This is a genomic window from Helcococcus massiliensis (assembly GCF_900258485.1).
GTDB classification, from domain to species: domain Bacteria; phylum Bacillota; class Clostridia; order Tissierellales; family Peptoniphilaceae; genus Helcococcus; species Helcococcus massiliensis.
In genome coordinates, this window is the sequence record NZ_OGVE01000002.1 from 73,770 (window position 1) to 92,065 (window position 18,296).

Annotated in this window: 14 protein-coding genes; 4 read left to right on the plus strand and 10 right to left on the minus strand. The window is 32.0% G+C overall.

All coding sequences use genetic code 11. The features are described 5' to 3' along the window. Window positions 1–14 precede the first annotated feature (14 nt). From C4Q29_RS02030 to C4Q29_RS02045, 4 genes are read left to right on the plus strand one after another with little or no spacing between them, the layout of a single operon-like run. A complete protein-coding gene (locus C4Q29_RS02030) occupies window positions 15–734 on the plus strand; it encodes a metal ABC transporter ATP-binding protein (protein ID WP_103981167.1) in 720 nt (239 codons plus the stop codon). A 2-nt stretch (window positions 735–736) separates the two neighbouring features. Then, the gene (locus tag C4Q29_RS02035; RefSeq protein ID WP_103981168.1) at window positions 737–1,606 is read left to right on the plus strand and encodes a metal ABC transporter permease; all 870 of its coding nucleotides are present in this window, start codon (window positions 737–739) and stop codon (window positions 1,604–1,606) included. Continuing rightward, window positions 1,603–2,451 carry a metal ABC transporter permease gene (locus C4Q29_RS02040; RefSeq protein WP_103981169.1) on the plus strand — a complete coding sequence of 283 codons (849 nt, stop codon included), beginning with the start codon at window positions 1,603–1,605 and terminating at the stop codon, window positions 2,449–2,451. The genes C4Q29_RS02035 and C4Q29_RS02040 overlap by 4 nt, the downstream gene beginning before the upstream one ends. After that, a complete protein-coding gene (locus C4Q29_RS02045) occupies window positions 2,435–3,073 on the plus strand; it encodes a metal-dependent transcriptional regulator (RefSeq protein ID WP_103981170.1) in 639 nt (212 codons plus the stop codon). Before C4Q29_RS02040 ends, C4Q29_RS02045 begins: the two co-directional genes overlap by 17 nt. Window positions 3,074–3,092: 19 nt before the next feature. On the opposite strand, the gene C4Q29_RS02050 is transcribed toward C4Q29_RS02045, so the two are convergent. The 10 genes from C4Q29_RS02050 to rplM form a co-directional block, all read right to left on the minus strand. Beyond that, window positions 3,093–4,301 (minus strand): MFS transporter, encoded by a 1,209-nt coding sequence (locus tag C4Q29_RS02050; RefSeq protein WP_103981171.1) that lies wholly within the window; start codon window positions 4,299–4,301, stop codon window positions 3,093–3,095. Window positions 4,302–4,310: 9 nt separating this feature from the next. Next, a complete protein-coding gene (gene asnA / locus C4Q29_RS02055; RefSeq protein ID WP_103981172.1) occupies window positions 4,311–5,327 on the minus strand; it encodes an aspartate--ammonia ligase in 1,017 nt (338 codons plus the stop codon). Between the two features lie 89 nt (window positions 5,328–5,416). Then, window positions 5,417–9,010 (minus strand): DUF6359 domain-containing protein, encoded by a 3,594-nt coding sequence (locus tag C4Q29_RS02060; RefSeq protein ID WP_103981173.1) that lies wholly within the window; start codon window positions 9,008–9,010, stop codon window positions 5,417–5,419. 79 nt (window positions 9,011–9,089) lie between these two features. Further along, window positions 9,090–11,231, minus strand: coding sequence for a bifunctional metallophosphatase/5'-nucleotidase (locus C4Q29_RS02065; protein WP_103981174.1), 2,142 nt, complete (start codon window positions 11,229–11,231; stop codon window positions 9,090–9,092). Between the two features lie 125 nt (window positions 11,232–11,356). Next, window positions 11,357–12,070 (minus strand): purine-nucleoside phosphorylase, encoded by a 714-nt coding sequence (gene deoD / locus C4Q29_RS02070; RefSeq protein WP_103981175.1) that lies wholly within the window; start codon window positions 12,068–12,070, stop codon window positions 11,357–11,359. A gap of 132 nt (window positions 12,071–12,202) precedes the next feature. Then, window positions 12,203–13,516, minus strand: a complete 1,314-nt coding sequence (locus tag C4Q29_RS02075; protein ID WP_103981176.1) for a M18 family aminopeptidase — start codon at window positions 13,514–13,516, stop codon at window positions 12,203–12,205. 8 nt (window positions 13,517–13,524) lie between these two features. Next, the gene (locus C4Q29_RS02080; RefSeq protein WP_103981177.1) at window positions 13,525–14,856 is read right to left on the minus strand and encodes a CoA-disulfide reductase; all 1,332 of its coding nucleotides are present in this window, start codon (window positions 14,854–14,856) and stop codon (window positions 13,525–13,527) included. A gap of 80 nt (window positions 14,857–14,936) precedes the next feature. Further along, window positions 14,937–16,772: a heavy metal translocating P-type ATPase gene (locus tag C4Q29_RS02085; protein WP_103981178.1), complete on the minus strand. Its 1,836-nt coding sequence runs from the start codon at window positions 16,770–16,772 to the stop codon at window positions 14,937–14,939. A gap of 642 nt (window positions 16,773–17,414) precedes the next feature. Beyond that, a complete protein-coding gene (rpsI, locus tag C4Q29_RS02090; RefSeq protein ID WP_103981179.1) occupies window positions 17,415–17,804 on the minus strand; it encodes a 30S ribosomal protein S9 in 390 nt (129 codons plus the stop codon). 15 nt (window positions 17,805–17,819) lie between these two features. After that, window positions 17,820–18,248, minus strand: a complete 429-nt coding sequence (rplM, locus tag C4Q29_RS02095; RefSeq protein ID WP_103981180.1) for a 50S ribosomal protein L13 — start codon at window positions 18,246–18,248, stop codon at window positions 17,820–17,822. Window positions 18,249–18,296: the final 48 nt, after the last annotated feature.

Below are 18,296 nucleotides of genomic sequence, written 5' to 3' on the forward strand. Positions count from 1 at the left end.
TTTAGGAGTTGATTATGAAAGAATCAGTAATTGAAATAAAAGATTTAAATGTTAGCTATGATAAAAATACCAGGGTTCTTTCTAATATAAACTTAGATATACCTGCAAATGTAAGAGCTGCTATAGTTGGGCCAAACGGAGCTGGTAAATCAACCTTAATAAAGTCTATCTTAGACCTAGTAGAAAACAAAACGGGTACTATAAAAATTTTCAATAAAAATTTAGACGATGTGAGGGACAAAATTGCTTATGTCCCTCAAAGGTCTAATGTAAACTGGGACTTTCCTATCAGTGTATTTGATGTAGTTTTGATGGGTAGATACCAACATCTATCTTTATTTAGAAGGCCTAAAAAAGAAGATAAAAAAATAGCTATGGATGCCCTAAAGGAAATGAAAATGGAAGAATTTGCAGACCGCCATATTTCACAATTATCTGGCGGTCAAAAGCAAAGAGTCTTCATAGCCAGAGCCTTATGCCAAGATGCAGACTTATATATTTTGGATGAACCCTTGGCAGGTGTAGATAAAAATACTGAAAAAATAATTATGGATAAGTTTACAGACTTACAAGAAAAAGGTAAAACTGTAATAGCTGTCCACCATGATTTAGGATCTTTAAAAGAATATTTTGATTACCTAATAATATTAAACCATGATATCAAGGTAGCAGGTCCAATAGAAACAAGCTTAAATCAGGAAAATATTGATAAAGCTTATAGTATAAGGAGCTAATTATGTTAGATATTTTAACTTCATATACATTTAAAGTCGTTTTTGCAGGCACTTTACTATTGTCTATTTCAAGTGCATTAGTAGGGTCTTTAAACCTTTATAAGGGACAAAGTTTAATTGGTGATGCAATAGGTCACTCAACATTTCCTGGTATTACCTTAGCCTTTATCCTCTTTCAAAGTAGAAATCCTTTAATTTTATTGCTAGGTGCTTGTATAAGTGGTGGGATAGCTTATTACATAATTCAAAAAATAAAAAAGAACTCGATAATAGAGTTGGACGCCAGTTTAGCTATAGTATTATCGGGCTTTTTCGGTATTGGTATGGTATGTAAAAGTTATATACAAGGAAATAAAAGCTTTACAGGAACCAGTCAAGCTGGACTTGAAAAATATATTTTTGGACAAGCTTCATACCTATTAGAATTAGATGTAATTATAATAGCTACTATAACTATAATATGTCTTTTCTTAATGTTGGCTTTTTATAAAGAATTAAAACTTTATCTTTTTGATCCTGAATTTGCTCAAGTTACTGGTATCCCTAGTAGATTAGTAGATATGGTTATCCTAGTATTGACCCTATTAGTAATATCCGCAGGCATAAAATCTGTTGGTTTTATATTAATTAGTTCTTTTCTAATAATACCAACAATAAGCGCCCAACAATGGTCACATAAATTTGGCCATGTATTGGTCCTTGCTTGCATATTCTCTGCTATATCAACCTTTATAGGAAATTATCTATCATCATCGGCTGATGGCTTAGCAACTGGTCCAACTATAATAGTAGTCTCTTGTATAATTGCTTTCTTTTCTATGTTGTTTGGAAAAAGAAGCTTTATTTATCATAAATTGAGGAGGCAAAAATGATTTATTCATTACTTACTCTTATAGTTACTGCTCTAGCCTGCAGTGTTTTAGGAGTATTTTTAGTCTTAAGAAGGCAGTCAATGCTAACTGATGCAATAAGTCACTCAGTATTATTGGGAATAGTATTAGCCTTTTTTATAACAAAATCTTTAGATTCACCTTTCCTATTGATAAGCGCAAGTATATCCGGATTAATAGCAGTTTTAGCAATAGAAAAACTCGGGTCAAGTAAGTATGTAAAAAAAGATGATGCAGTGGGAATAATATATCCTATGTTTTTCTCCATAGCAGTTATATTAATAAGTAGATATGCTAAAAACGCCCATCTAGATACAGATATAGTTCTCTTAGGAGAAGTAATTTTTGTAAGCTTAGATACTTATAATATATTTGGTATGGAAATAGCTAAATCATTTGTGAACTTATCCTTGATGTTTTTGGTAAATATTCTCTTTATAAAACTATTCTTCAAAGAACTCAAAGTTGCAACATTTGATATAGTATTTGCTAAAAGCATTGGTATACCTACAAGTTTTTTATTTTATTCCATAATGGTTTTGACATCAGTAACAAGTGTAATGTCCTTTAACGCTGTAGGTTCAATCTTGGTTGTTTCATTTTTTATAACTTCAGCCTCTATAGGTTTATTGTTGGGAAAATCTTTATCAAATACTTTAATAATTACTTGCATTTTTGCTATAATTAATAGTATCGAAGGTTTCACACTGGCGTATTACTTAAACGTATCTATGTCAGGTATGGTTGCCTTTGTTTCTATGGTAAATTTTTTACTAACTATTGCAATAAAAAATATGAAGGGTAAATTAAATGAAAGTCGTACCTGAGAGAAATGAATACTTAACTACAATATTTAAATTAAAAGAATCAAATAAAAAAGTAACTAATAAGGCTTTAAGTAAATCTTTAGATATAGCTCCATCTTCTGTAACAGAAATGGTTAAAAAGCTAAAGAAAGATGGTTTTCTTAAAGATCAAAAAACTATTGAACTTAGCCAAGCTGGTGAAGAATATGCTAAAGATATAGTCTCTAAGCATAGACTTTGGGAATACTTTTTAACCGAAAATCTAAAATATAATTGGGAAGATGTGCATGAACAAGCTCAATTACTCCAAAATGTTACCAGTGATAAGATGTTTGAAGATCTTAACAAGTTTTTAGGAGCACCTGAAACTTGCCCTCATGGTGGTATAATCTATAGCAACCTAAAAAAATCTAATGATAAAATTAGTTTAGATGAAGCTAAAGTAGGATTGGAGTACACCATCCAAAGTATCTTTGATGATAAGTCACTTTTAACCTATATAAATAAAATAGGCTTAAAGATTGGTGATAAGATTAAAGTAATTGAATTTAATGAAATTGATGACTCAGTAGATATATTAATAAATAACAAAGATAATATAAATTTATCTCACAGGGTTAGCAAGGATATATTTTTAATATAAAAATGAAGGTCTTTTGACATTAGTCATGACCTTCATTTTTTATATGAGTTTTTTCAGTAAAGATACTTACAATTAAAAATCCTAACCCTGCAAATACTGTCGCAGAAAAAAGCATAGTATTCACTCCAGATAAATCTAAGAGTCTGCCGCCTATCACAGAAGATAAGACGGCTCCAAGGGTCATGCTTGAATTTATCAAGGCCTGTCCCCTAACTAAATATTTTTCATCCAATACATCACTCGCATAATATACATTGGCTCCAGAAAATAATCCAAAACCTAATAGTTGAAATACTAAGGCAAAGTATACTCCAGATAAATCTGCTGCTAGGTAGGTAAATAGAACTCTAACAAATATAAAGAAGCACGAAATTCTCATAAGATTTCCACTAGTAATTTTTTTCAGTAATAAACTAAGTCCAAATAAGGCAGGTAATTCAAGCATTCCTCCTATAGATATGATAGTTCCCATTTCTTTGGCTTGGTGGCCATGGTGGTTTACAATTTGAAACATGTAATTTCCTATCATATTATAAGATATAAATACTAAAACAATACCAATTAATACTGCTATAAAACTCCTATGGTGGTTAAAAAATTCAATATAAGTAATAGAGTTTTCATTTTCTTTGTTTTCATCAATATCATTCACTTCTTCTATTTCCTCAAAATGAAATTTATTAATGATAATAATCAATAATATATAAACTAAGCTAACCATATAAATTACAAAATTTGTGCTAGCAAACCTATCGATTAAATATCCTATTAGCATGGATGAAAGTGAAAAGACTAAAGAACCTATAGCTCTAGCAAGTCCAAAATTTATTTTCAAACCCTTATTTATAAAAAACATTCCTAAAGAATTTATAAAAGGTATCAAACTTTGACTTATAGCAACTAAGACTGCAAAGAAAAATGCAACAATCCATTTTGTCTTATCAAAAGATAAAAGAAAAGCCGATGCCAGTATCATAAGTAAGGACATGCTAATCACTATCCTATGAACAATCATTTTTTTAGATTTGTCAGCAAAATTACCGATAATAGGTGGCAATACTACTGACACTATATAGCCTAGGGCCATCACATAGCCTACTCTTGTATTTGTAAATCCCTTATCAAGCAAATATACGCTCGAATAAACAAATATAGCACCTATACTAGCCCAAAAGATAGCTTGTATAAGAGCATATTTTGCATTCGATTTTTTATTTATATCTAACATAAGTATTTCCTATAAAAGTATTATTGAATTCTTTTTACATTCATCTATCAATTCTTGTGGCCAAACAGATACTTGTACTTCTCCTATATGTGCTTTTTGTAAGAAAAACATACATAGTCTAGATTGTCCGATTCCCCCACCTATGGTATAAGGTAAGTCACCATTCATTAATTTTTTGTGGTAGTCAAGGTCTAGTCTATCTAAATTATCTGTTTTTGTAAGTTGATCTTTTAAGACTTCCTCTGAGACTCTAATTCCCATTGAAGATAGCTCTAAGGCATCATCAAGTATAGGGTTATATACGATAATATCACCATTTAATTGCCAATCATCATAGTCTGGAGACCTGTCTCCATGTTTATTTCCAGAATTCAGCCTATCACCTATTTGTTCTACAAAGATTGCTTTTTTTTCTTTTGCATAGGCACTTTCTCTTTCTTCTGGGGTCAAATCAGGATACATGTCCTCAAGCTCTTGGCTAGTCACAAAAGTGATTTGATCAGGTAATAAATTTTTGTAATTATTAACTTTTATATTTAAGAAAGTCTCTAATTCTTTAAGACTTGTAAAAATTGTATTTACAATTTTGTGCAGGTATACTTGGTTTCTATCTTCTTTTTTTATAACTTTTTCCCAATCCCATTGGTCTACATATAGAGAATGAGTATTATCAAAATCTTCAAAGGCTCTTATAGCATTCATATCAGCATAAATTCCTTGATACATTGGAATTTCATATCTAGCTAAGGCATCTCTCTTCCATTTGGCTAATGAATGGACAATCTCTATCCTAGCTTCCTTATTTTTTTCCAAGATATTAAAATTTACTGCTTCTTCTACACCACTTAGGTTGTCATTAAGTCCTGTTTCTGATTTGACTATTATTGGTGCAGATACCCTCAATAGGTTTAGTTTATATGCCAGGTTGCTTTGGAAAAAATCTTTAATTTCTTTTATTAAATATTGAGTCTGACCTAGGTCTAGGTCAGATTTATAATTTTTTGGTATGTATAATTTATATGTCATCAATTTCTCCTTACAACTATTTTAGCATATATATTTTTATATAAAAATAAAGAGGTCGGATTAACCGAACCTCTTCATTTTATAGACTTTTATTTTATTCTTTTATCAGTAAATACATATGCTCCTGCTGAAGCAAGTGTGATAAATACTGGTAAGAATATTGATATATCAGAAGTCTTTGGACTTACCTTTTGATTTTTAGCTTTTTCGGAAGGTTTTTGACCCTTAGTTTGATTGCCGTCTAAAGGTTTTTGGTCATTTCCTGGCTTCTTATCGGTTGATGGACTTGTTGCGTCAGCTTTTTCTACAACTAGTGCAACATGAACTGTACCAGCTTTTGTTGTTTTTCCTTCTTCAAATGTAATTTCTAAATCATGTCTTCCAACTTCTAATTTTTCTATATCTTCTTTTGCTAGATGAACTATAGTTGAACCTTCTGAAGTTTTTACTGTTATTTCTTTACTATTTAATTTAACAGTTACTTTTGTACCAAATTCAGGATTTAGTCTAATTTGAATATCTTTAGCTTTTCCTTCAATCCATTTGAATTCAAGATTTTCAATTATCTTATCTTCACTGTTTAGAATAGCTAAATCAGCTTTATCTTCTGATGTTTCACCCGGTTCTGGTGTTTCTCCTGGCTCTGGTGTTTCACCTGGTTCCGGTGTTTCACCTGGTTGATCAGTTGATTTGCTGCCATATTCAACAACTTGTGTTGTTGGAGCTTCTTCCTTAACATCTAAAATTTCTCTATTTACTTCTACACCATTACGTGTTGTAAGTTTAACTTTAGATGTTTTTAGTCCAACTTTACCTTCTACTAAAATATTTTCAACACCTTCATCTAATTCAGGATTTTCAACTTTTTCAGTTTCAAATGGTATCTCTTCAGTTTCTTCAACTTCTTTTGTAACAGGCATATAGATTTTGGCTATTACTGGATCATGGTCAGATGCTCTTCCATGTTCTTCCATAAATAGAGCATTTATATGAACCATATCAAATTTCACATAATCAACTATTCCATTATTTACTAGTATATGGTCTAGGGTTTGAGCATTACCATTGAAGAAGTATGAGAACCTGTCATTTTCATCATGGTTTTCTACTAGGTTTGTTAAAATATCTCCCTTAAGAGCCTTTAATGGTTTTGAGAATTCAAAATCATTTAAGTCTCCTGCTACAACTAAGTTTAAGTCTGGATTTTCTTCTAATCTTTCTTGAGCATATTTGTTAATTTGTGTAGCTAAGTCTACTCTCCATGCTACTGAACCCAATACTGGTGGTTGTTGTAAACCAAATAAGGTTGTATCGCCACGTTTAGAGTTTAAGTGAACACCCAATACGGCCACTTTATTTCCTTGGTAATCAAAGTTTGCAATTAATAGGTCTCTTGTATTATTGAATCTTAAGGCATCAGTTGATTCTAAAGTTACTCTGTCTGGTCTATAGATAATACCATTTCTGATATTAGCTCCTGGAGCACCACCATTAGTACCATCTTTTTCAGGTGCTACATCCTTATATACATATTCTGGTCCACCAGCAGCTTTTATGTCATCAACTAATCTTTGACCTGACTTGCTTGCATCTACATCACCTTGTCCTGCTTGTCCATCGTTGTCTTGAACTTCAATTAAAACAAGGATATCTGGTGTTTTTAATTCATTTACAATTGTAGATGCTATTCTCTTAGATTTAGCATCTGAAGTAGAATATTTACCAGTTCTTAAAGCTGTGTAGTTCTCTACGTTATATGAAGCTATTGTTAGCCTATCATCTCCAGATTCTAGTGTAGTAGGGTCTAATATTCTTTCACTTTCAACTATCATATCTTGAGTTATGTTATTAGTATAGATCTTTGGTTGGCTATATTCCCAATCTACAACACCAACTACCCTACCTTTTATGCTATCTCCAGCTTTTGTTATAAGTTTTGTATTCCTTCCTACATATAATGGTACTACGTTAGGATTTTGATTTTCTTGTAACATATATGCACCAAAGGCATTTAATTTTTGACTTGTGTCACCTGGAAGAGAATAAATTGTTCCATAACTTACTGGTCCTAAAACCTTAGGATCTTCAACGGCTACTAGCATACCTTCTAATGATTCCCAGAAGTCAATAGCATCGTCATTAGGTTCAAAGGCTGTTAAACCATCGTTATCAATGTGTTTTCTTGGAACCATAGAGTCTGTTATTAAAACTGGTTCTGGCAATTCTTCTGTACCTGTTTTTGTAATTTCAGGTTTTGTAAGTTGGGTTGTAGGTGTCATACCCTTTGATTGTGAACTTATATATTCATCTACAACACCTGTTATATTAATCTTGTCTCCAACCTTTACACCATGGTTTTTATTATATACATATATACCATCAGATGTGTTTGGATTGTCATCTGGTTCGATATCTTGGATATAAAATCCAGTAGTTCCATTTAATTGTGTAACTACTGCATCTTCTATAGTTACCTTTTGTCCATTGTATGGTGAGAAGTGACCTTCACCTTGGATTTGACCTATTTTAGCCTTTCCATCTGGTAAGTCAGGAACTTCAACTTTTGGAGCTTCTTCTATAACATCATAATGACTTAATTCAAATGGTTTTATTTGATAATCATTATAGTATTTGCTTAAAATACCTTCTAGATTGATTACGGCACCATTTCCTAAGATTTCAGATAATTTATCAAATCCTATACCTGACCTATTGTCATGTCTTACATTGATTTGATTTCCAGATTCATCTATTGCTATAAATTCAACTGTACCAAAGTCGTCAGCACGTCTAAAGTTTAATACTTTTACATTATTTATTTTTACTAATGTATCTTGTTTCTTTGTATCTATATTTGCTATATCAAGCTCACTTGCTGCTGGTATAGAATCCTTTTGTCCAAGCACCTTGTGGTCAACAATATCTACAAGTTGTAATGAATTAGCATATTCGTCTAACTTACCAGTGATTTCTATTTCATCACCTAATTTTAAATTATTTAGAGTTTTATTGGAAGCACCTGGGTATACGTAAAAGCCAGCTGTTTCATCTTGGATATAGAAACCATTTCCACCCCAAGCATTTACTTTACTTATCACTACACCCTTTGTTTTATATGTACCACCTTTTTTAGAAGTTTTTAGTTCACTTAAAGTTACTTCTTTAGCTTCTACTTCAGCTTGTGTTTCATCAACTGTTTCTTCTGGCTTATCTGGAATTTCAGTAGGATCAGGTGCTGTTGCAGGGTCTGCAAGGACTATTGATTTTGTGTTTTTTAATCCTGGTTCAACAAAATAATTTTCTAATTTACCAGTTATGGAAACAAATTTTCCTAAATTATCTGGATTATCTTTTAAATTCCATTCATCCCTAACATCACCTTTTGGTAATTGAACATTTAAAATTTTTTCTGGATTTTTTTCATCCTTACTATCAGCTATAGCTAGGTTTGTATGTGAAAAATTTCCTTCAAATTCATAGTTAGATGTATTTATTACAGTCCCTACTATATAACCTTTAACTGTCTTTTTTCCAGTGTTATTTTGAATAGCTTCTGCAACTGAAATTTCACCTTCAGCTTTTACAATACTATTAGCTAAAGGAAGGCCAAATCCTGAAAAAGCAATGATGAATGCTAAAGCTAAAGCAATTATCCTTTTTGAGCTGCCGTAGATTTTATTCATTTTGTCTCCTTAATATGTAAAAAAAAATAGTAAAGCCGCAAATTTACTATTGAATTTTACGGCTTTACTTTTATATGTCTTAGTCTAACTTATCTTCTTTTTTCCCTTTTTTCAAAACAATGAATCCACCTGTTGATACAGCTAATAAAGCTATAGGAGCTAATAAGCTTATATCACCAGTTTTTGGTGATGAACCCTTATTATCTTTAGGTTTTGCTGTCATTTCTTTTGCAGTTTCTGCTTTTTCTACTACTAAAGAAACTTTAACTGTACCTGCTTTTGTTGTTTTACCTTCTGCAAGACTTATTTCTAAATTGTGTTTTCCTGCCTTTAATTCAGCTAAATCTTCTTTAGCTATATGAACTATTGTTGAACCTTCTGAAACTTTAACCTTTAAATCTTTTCCATTTAATTTTACAGATAATACTTTAGTTCCAAATTCAGCATTCAATCTAATTTGAATATCTTTAGCCTTACCTTCTGTCCATTTATATTCAAGATTTTCTTTTGCTTTTCCGTTTTCATCTACAATAGCTAAATCTTTCTTTTCATCTGGGATTGGTTCTGGTGTAGGTTCACCTGGTTCTTCCTTAACTAATATGTTTGTAATTTTTACATCTTCATCTTTCAATGTAATTGGTGATAATTCTTTGATATAGTCCATTACAATTTCTGCCATACCTTCATGGACACCAACTTGGTAGGCACCTTCAAACATTGTGTATCCGTCACCACCAACTGCCATAAAGTCATTTGTTGCTAATGTATATTCAGCTTTTAGATCTATATCTTCTCCACCAATCTTGATATTTACAACATCAATTGGTTTTCCATCTTTATCTGTTAATATGTCAAAGGTCATATTTGATACTTGAGGATAAGCTCCCTTAGGTGCTGGATATGAATCCGTGCCATGTTTTAAAGCTTCATATATCTTTTGTCCAGTAACTTTTATAACTGTAACAGTATTACCAAATGGAAGAACTGTTAAAACATCACCCTTTGTGATTTTTCCAGCTTGGATAGAATCTCTGATACCACCACCATTTGTCAATGCTACATCAGCCTTTCCAGCTTTTCTCATAGCATCAGCAATGATTGTTGATAAGTTTGTTTGTCTTGTTCTAACATTTCCACTTATACCTTCTAAGTGTACTTGTGATTCACCAACTACTTCTTTTTTAAGTGGTTCTACTTCATTTTGTAATTTAGCTATATATGCTTCTACTTCTGCATCTGGCTCAATGTTTGTCAAATCTTTACCTATGTGTGTATAGAAGTCAGCATAGTAAGAATTATTTTTATTCTTTTCTAACATTGCTTCTGTATATGTGTGGTGGAATTGGTTTTCTACAGACACTTTCTTTGTTGTCTTATCGAAAGTAAGTGTAGCTTCACCTAATAATTCTGAATATTTAGCAGCTTGTGCATAATATCCATTACCAATTTTCTTTGATCCAATAGTATGACTATGTCCGTCAAGTAATAGGTCGATACCATCTACTTGTTCAAGTACATAGGTACCTCTTTCTTCAAGTTTAGTTGATCCATCAATTCCTAAATGTGTCATACAAATAATTATATCTGCACCTAATTTTTTCAATTCTGCAACTTTTCTTTTTGCTGTTACTACTGGTGCTTCAAATTCTAACCCCTTTGTGTTTAGTGGGTTAGCCTTATATTTTGTTTCTGGTGTATCTATACCAAAAATACCTACTTTAACACCATCAAATTCTTTGATTAGGTGATTATCAAATGGTCTCTCTCCATTTTCAGCAATAATATTTGAACCTAGGATTGGATATTTCCCACCTGCAAGTTTAATATTGCTCTTTAATACATCATAAGAGAAGTCAAATTCGTGGTTACCTAAAACTGAAGCATCTACACCTATCAAGCCCATTAAAGCAAATGTAGGTGCACCTTTTTTCAAGTTGACTTCTACTGTACCTTGGCTTGAGTCACCGATGTCTAATAATAACTTATTACCTTCTACACTGTCATAGTAAGTTTTCATCTTACCATAACCTATTTGAGAGTTTCTACTATTATCAAATGATATTCTACCATGAACGTCATTCATATATAGAACTTTTATCTCTACCTTGTTATCATCTGCTCCTGTTTCATTTTGAGCAAATACTCCGTGTACCGGTCCTAATACTAGAGCAAATACTAATAAAAGACTTAGTAACGCATTGAATTTTTTACTTGAATTCATTCAAGATCCTCCTTTAATTTTACCAAGACAATGTTGGCTTAATATATTATTATAGAGGCCTAGCAGTAACTAGACCTTAATAACCTAAAATTAATATTAGCAATAAATGATTATTGCTTTTTTTATTATTCTGGAGCTATTTCTAAAGCCATTTCCATCATTTCAGTATAGGCTTTTTCTCTAACCTCTGCAGATTCAGCTTCTTCAGAGTTGTCAGAAACAGTACATATACATAGGGCTTGCTTTCCACTTTCTAAAGCTTCCATGTATAGGCCTGCAGCTTCCATTTCTATTCCTAAACAATCATATTTTATTAGATTGTCTAAAACTTTTTGATCCCATTTTCTATAGAATTCGTCAGATGATAATACTGAACCAAAGTTCACATTAATATCTGGATTTTCTTCTGCATATTTTGCAGATTTTAATAGTAAATCAAATGTTGCTGTAGGTGCAAAGTTTATAATGTCAAACTTTCCATGCACTACAGATGCTGGTGTATTTGCTGATGTAGCAACAATTATATCTCTAACTTTTAAATTTGGATTTAAACCACCTGCTGTACCTACTCTTATGATTGTTTTAACATCATAAAAGTTGTAAAGCTCATGGTAATAAATCATTGCGGATGGTATACCCATACCTGATCCCATTACAGAAACTCTTTTTCCTTTATAGTATCCTGTAAATCCTAACATGCCTCTTACATCGTTGAATTGTTCAACATCTGTAAGGAAGTTATCTGCTATAAATTTAGCTCTTTTTGGGTCTCCTGGCATAAGCACTGTATTTGCTATTTGGTCTTTGCTAGTTGCCCCAATATGTGGTGTTGGTATCATATGTTCTCCTTTTCTTTTTATAAATTTTGACTTGAAATTATAAAAATATATTATGATATTGTTTTCATGTCATCATTTTCAGTATATCACATAAGAATTAATTATTAAATATGATAAATATTTTTAGATTAATTACTCAGCTTCAAAAAATCCTTTCATCAATTTAATCATATCGATTTGATCTTGAATTCCAGCCATTTCTCTAGCTGAATGCATGGCCAACATTGGATTACCTATATCAATATTTCTTATACCTGTATTTGTTTCTATAATGGCACCAATAGTTGATCCACCACGCATGTCAGACCTATTATGAAAATATTGTAATGATATATCATTTTCTTTAGCTATGCCTTCTAAAACCGCCCTTCCAAATCCATCTGTAGCATAAGATTTTCTTGCAGAATCTTTTATCACAGGTCCTTGGTTTAATTTTGGTTTATTAGTAGGATCTGATTTTTCTAAATAGTTTGGATGTATAGCATGAGCTTGGTCAGCAGATATCATATATGATTCATATATTTGATTGATAAAATCTACTTCTTCATTGCCTAAAGATAATGAAATTTTCTTTAGAACATCTCTAAACATTGCTGAAGCAGCCCCTTGAAGGGTTGAAGAACCTATTTCTTCATTGTCAAAACCAACAAAAATTTGTGTGTTGTCTGATTCTTCTGCTTGTAGTAAGGCTGTCAATCCAGCATGCATCATTCCTAAGTTATCAATCTTTCCAGATTGGAAAAATTCAGCATTATTACCAAATATGTTGGCTGGCTCTCTGTTATATAGGAATAAATCATGGCATAAAATATCTTCTTTATTGACATCTAAATATTCTGTAATCAAATCATTTATATCAAAATCATCACCTAAGCCTAAAATTGGAAGTAAGTGGTTTTGTGGGTTTGGTGCTTGTCCCTTTCTTTCTTCCATAGATTGCATATGGATAGCTAATGAAGGTATGGTCAATAAATCTTCATCAACATTAAATAGCTCAACTCTTGGTTTATGAGCACTTTCGCCTTTTATAAATACTCTTCCTGCAATCGATAGAGGTCTATCATACCAGGTATTTAGTAAAGGGCCACCATATACTTCTGTATTTAATTGTAGGTATCCTTCCTTTTTAATGGTTGGATTTTCTTTAATTTTAAAGGTAGGAGAATCTGTGTGGGCACCAACTATTCTAAATCCGGATTTTTTATCTTTTCCTACTACAAAGGCTATAACGGTTGAATTATTTACTATTAAATAATACTTGTCTCCAGACTTTAACTCCCAATTTTCTTCTAACTTTAATTCTTTAAATCCATTTTCTTCTAATCTTTCTTTTGTAGCTAGTGTTGAATGATACATTGATACTGAATCATCCAAGTAGTCTAGTAAATCTAGTATAATTTCATCCTCTTCGCTTAATTCTATTTCTTCTAAATATTCTTTTTCCATAATTCCTCCTATTTTGATGCGCTTCCTGCTATATTTAATGGATCCCATGTTGGTGCAAATCCTGGTGAATAAGGGAAGTCCATAAAGGCTAATTCTTCTACAGTAACTTCCTTGTGGATAGCTACTACAAGTGCTGTAGACCTTTCCACAGCTCCCTTTTTACCAAATATTTGTCCACCAATGATTTTTTTGGAATCTTCTAAATATATTAATTTAATATAAATATCTTCTTGGCCTTTAATGTATCCACTTTGATTTTTTGATTTAATGAAGCTTGTTTTATATGCTAAATTCATATCTTTAGCCTTGTCTTCAGTCAATCCAACTGAAGCTGCTCCATAGTCTCCTATTTTTATAGATGATGCACCCAAGGCTCCAATATATTCTTTTTGATTATTAGATACAATATTCTCCCCGACTAGTCTACCCATTTTATTCGCATAGGTAGCTAAGGCTGAATAAAAATCTTGACCTAATATTTGATGGTAAACACTAGCACAATCACCTGCTGCATAGACATTATCTATAGAAGTTTTACCAGTTTTATCTATAATGATAGCTCCATTTTTAAGTTTCTTTAGACTTTCATCCTTGATAAATGATGTATTAGGCTTAAAGCCTAGGGCTAATATAGCACAGTCTAATTTTATATTTCCTTTGTCTGTGACAATTTCTTTGGCTATACCATCTTCAGTCACAAATGATTCATAGGAATGTTCAAATAAGAACTCTACTCCTTTTTCTTCAGCTGCCTTGATAAGCATTTGTCTAATTTCATTATCAAAAATATTTTCCATTACACTTGAATCTCTATGGACTACTTTAACTTTTTTACCAAGTTCAGCTAATTGATCAGCCATTTCTAGACCAATGAAACCAGCTCCAACTATCACTATATCTTTATAGTCATCTAGTTTTTCTAATAGCTTGTTTGCATCTCTTTCCTTGGTCATCTTAAATATATTTTTAGCATCAGATCCATCACCAAAAATATTTGGAGTAGCTCCTGTACAAATAGCTAATTTATCATACTTAAGTGTTTTTTCTTCATTATTTTTGAGGTCGTAAACTTTTACTTTATTCTTACTAAAATCAATATCTTTCGCCTCATGGTTTAACAATACATTTATGCCTTTTGCTTCAGTTTCTTCAACTGATCTAGCATACATAATTGATGAGTCTGTAAACTGCCTTCCTACGTAATATGGAAGTCCACAAGCTCCAAAAGATACATAATTTTCTTTTTCAATTATAGTAATGTTTGCATCTGGATTCGTCCTCTTTGCCTTATTGGCAACTGAAGCACCTGCTGCAATACCACCGATTACTAATATATCCATTTAGCCTCCTTATAAAAAAAGAGACAGGATAACCTGTCTCTTACGAGTAATAAACAACTTATCACTTATATTATACCCCATTATTTTTGCCACTTGAAATTTAAAAGCCTTAAACCATTTAAGATTACTAAAATAGTAGAGCCTTCGTGGAAGACAACCCCAGTAGGTAAATCTAATAGTCCCAATAGGTTTAATGTGATTAGTATAATAATTACTCCTATTGAAAATATAATATTTTGATAAATTATTTTATTTAATTTTTGACTTAATTTAAATGAGTGGAATAACTTATTTAAATCATTTTGAACTATTACTAAATCTGAAGATTCCATGGCTATTGAAGTACCAGACCCCATAGATATACCAACATCAGCATTGGCTAGGGCTGGAGCATCATTTATACCATCGCCTATCATAGCAACAGTTTTATTTTTATCTTGTTCTTCAGTAATAAATTTCATCTTATCTTCTGGCAACATTGAAGCTTGGTAGGCTTCTAAACCAAGCTTATCAGCTATCTTAGCTGCTACCTTGTCATTATCACCAGTAAGCATTTCAACTATAACTCCTTCATCTTTAAAAGACTTTATAGCAGGTATGGCTGAACTTCTTAACTTGTCAGCAAGAGCTATGTAGCCAACTATTTCTTTTTCATGAGCTATGTGGGAAATAGTATTACCTTCATTTTCAATATCCAAGATATTTTTTGGATCTGAGAAATCCATGTTTTTCTTGATATTGCCAACTATTAAATCACCCATTTGCAAGCCAACACCTGGGATTTCTTCTATATCTTCATGTTTACTGCCAGATACATCAACTTGGTCAAAATATTTTACAATACCTTGGGCTATTGGGTGGTTTGAACTTTGCTCCATGATAACTAGGTCTTTTATATATTCCTCTGGAATGTCATATTCTACAACTTCAAAATCACCATGAGTTAAAGTTCCTGTTTTATCGGTAGCAATAATATCTACTTCTTCAAATATTTCCATGGCTCTCCCATCTTTAAATAGGATACCATTTTTAGCCCCATTTGATATGGCTGATAAACTTGCTGGAGTAGCTGAAGCTATCAAGGCACAAGGAGAAGCAACTGTAAGTAGAACAATTCCTCTGTAAAAAGATTCATTAAATGAGTAACCACGTATGTACATTAATCCTAAGATAAATAGTGGCACTGCTATAAGTACACCAATTACGTATTTTGATTCTATTCTATCAATAATACTTTGTTTTTTTGATGGTCTATTTTGAGCTTGGTCAACCATCTTAATTATGTTTGAAAATACAGTATCTTTGTCTAGCTTACTTACTTCAATTACAAATGAATCACCTTCATTTATAGTACCTGCAAATACCTCTTCGCCTTTTTCTTTTGTTACCGCTAAAGATTCTCCTGTTAAAGAAGCCTCATTTATAACACCTTCCCTATCTAGGTAACCATCGATTGGTATTTGGTCCCCTCTAGATACCATAACCCTATCACCTATCTCTAAGCTTGAAGTTGGTACATGTTCAATAGTTCCATTATCCAAAATCAATTTTGCATTTTCAGGAACTTGCTTCATAAGTTCTTCTATTGACTTTGATGATTTAGACATTACATAATCTTCTAAGTTTTCTGCTGCTGCAAATATGATTAGTAACATAGCACCTTCAGATTCATAATTGATAATTATAGATCCTAAGGCTGATAATATCATCAACAAGTCTACATTTGGTTTCTTCTCTTTGAATGTGTCGACTATAGCATTTTTAGTTGCATAAAACCCTAGAAATACTATAGCTATATAAAACATCCAAGTTGATAAGTCATTACCCGAAGCTTGTAAAATAAATCCTACTATGGTAAAAGCTATACCAATAAGAAGAAATCTTGCCTGCCTTTTACTTAATAAATACTTAAGCATACTTACCTCCTTATTATATTACTTAAAGCTAGCTAATTATTTGTATAGAGACTAATTATTTATAAAAAATCGCACTACAAGACAGTTGTTACTGTCTCACAGTGCGACCAAATTCATAATCACAATCTGCTGCTAAATCTTTTATAGCCCGGCTGCATGGTTTCCCACCGCTTGTTCAGATTTGTATCTAATAATTAGATAACTATTAAGTTATCTTTAATATAACATAGAAATAATAATAATGCAAATAGGGACTTAATATTTTATCATGCAGGTTTTGCCTAAATCCCGAAAACCATCATCATCTAAAACACATAAATATCATGTAGGTTTTGGCCAAATCACTTAAACCATCACTATCTACCTCGTCTAAATATCATGTAGGTTTTGACTAATTCATTGAAACCATCACTATCTACTACGCCTAAATGTCATGTAGGTTTTGACTAATTCACTGAAACCATCACTATCTACTACGCCTAAATGTCATGTAGGTTTTTATCAAATCCTTAAAACCATCATCATATACCTCTCCTAAATGTATGTGGACTTTCCTCAAATCATACCTAATAGCAAATTTAAAAACAAAAAACCACTGGAATGTATAAACCCAAAACTCCAATGGTTGTATCTTGCAATATTTTATCTCTTTGAAAATTGTGAAGATTTTCTTGCCTTCTTTAGACCTGGTTTCTTTCTTTCTTTCTTTCTTGAATCTCTTGTTAAGAAACCTGCTCTTTTTAGAACTGGCTTTAATTCTTCATCAAAGTCTACTAAGGCTCTGGCTACACCGTGTCTAACAGCACCAGCTTGTCCTGTAAATCCACCACCTTTAACATTAACTCTAACGTCAAAGTCTCCAGCTTTTTCTACTAATTCTAATGGAGATTTTGCTAATTCAATTAATGTTTCATAGTTGAAATATTCATTTAGTGGTTTACCATTTACTAAAAATTCACCTGAACCTGGTAATAATCTAACTCTTGCTACTGAAGTTTTTCTTCTTCCTGTACCATTATATTGATTACTCATCTAAATCCCTCCTTATTAAAACTCTAGTACTTCTGGATTTTGACCAGCGTGTGGGTGGTCTGGACCAGCATATACGTTTAATTTCTTGAACATTTTTCTACCTAAAGAATTCTTTGGTAACATACCTTTAATAGCACGTTCTAAGATTCTTTCTGGGTGTTTTTCAAGAACTTCTGCATAAGGGATTTCTTTTAAACCATCAGCATAACCTGTATAGTGTTTGTAAACCTTTTGGTTTGCCTTATTACCTGTAACTCTAATCTTTTCAGCGTTTACTATAATTACGTAATCGCCTGTATCTACGTGTGGTGTGTAGATTGCTTTATGCTTACCTCTTAAGATTGCAGCTACTCTTGTAGCAACGTCACCTAAGACTAAATCTGTAGCATCAACTACATACCATTTACGCTCAACTTCATTGTGTTTTGCAAAAAATGTACTCATTTTTTCTCCTCCTAATTCTCTCTTTATATCTAGCCTCTATATTTAGAC

Coding starts and splice junctions, on each gene's coding strand:
- C4Q29_RS02030 (WP_103981167.1), top strand. CDS start 15: ATGAAAGAATCAGTAATTGAAATAAAAGATTTAAATGTTAGCTATGAT.
- C4Q29_RS02035 (WP_103981168.1), top strand. CDS start 737: ATGTTAGATATTTTAACTTCATATACATTTAAAGTCGTTTTTGCAGGC.
- C4Q29_RS02040 (WP_103981169.1), top strand. CDS start 1,603: ATGATTTATTCATTACTTACTCTTATAGTTACTGCTCTAGCCTGCAGT.
- C4Q29_RS02045 (WP_103981170.1), top strand. CDS start 2,435: ATGAAAGTCGTACCTGAGAGAAATGAATACTTAACTACAATATTTAAA.
- C4Q29_RS02050 (WP_103981171.1), bottom strand. CDS start 4,301: ATGTTAGATATAAATAAAAAATCGAATGCAAAATATGCTCTTATACAA.
- asnA (WP_103981172.1), bottom strand. CDS start 5,327: ATGACATATAAATTATACATACCAAAAAATTATAAATCTGACCTAGAC.
- C4Q29_RS02060 (WP_103981173.1), bottom strand. CDS start 9,010: ATGAATAAAATCTACGGCAGCTCAAAAAGGATAATTGCTTTAGCTTTA.
- C4Q29_RS02065 (WP_103981174.1), bottom strand. CDS start 11,231: ATGAATTCAAGTAAAAAATTCAATGCGTTACTAAGTCTTTTATTAGTA.
- deoD (WP_103981175.1), bottom strand. CDS start 12,070: ATGATACCAACACCACATATTGGGGCAACTAGCAAAGACCAAATAGCA.
- C4Q29_RS02075 (WP_103981176.1), bottom strand. CDS start 13,516: ATGGAAAAAGAATATTTAGAAGAAATAGAATTAAGCGAAGAGGATGAA.
- C4Q29_RS02080 (WP_103981177.1), bottom strand. CDS start 14,856: ATGGATATATTAGTAATCGGTGGTATTGCAGCAGGTGCTTCAGTTGCC.
- C4Q29_RS02085 (WP_103981178.1), bottom strand. CDS start 16,772: ATGCTTAAGTATTTATTAAGTAAAAGGCAGGCAAGATTTCTTCTTATT.
- rpsI (WP_103981179.1), bottom strand. CDS start 17,804: ATGAGTAATCAATATAATGGTACAGGAAGAAGAAAAACTTCAGTAGCA.
- rplM (WP_103981180.1), bottom strand. CDS start 18,248: ATGAGTACATTTTTTGCAAAACACAATGAAGTTGAGCGTAAATGGTAT.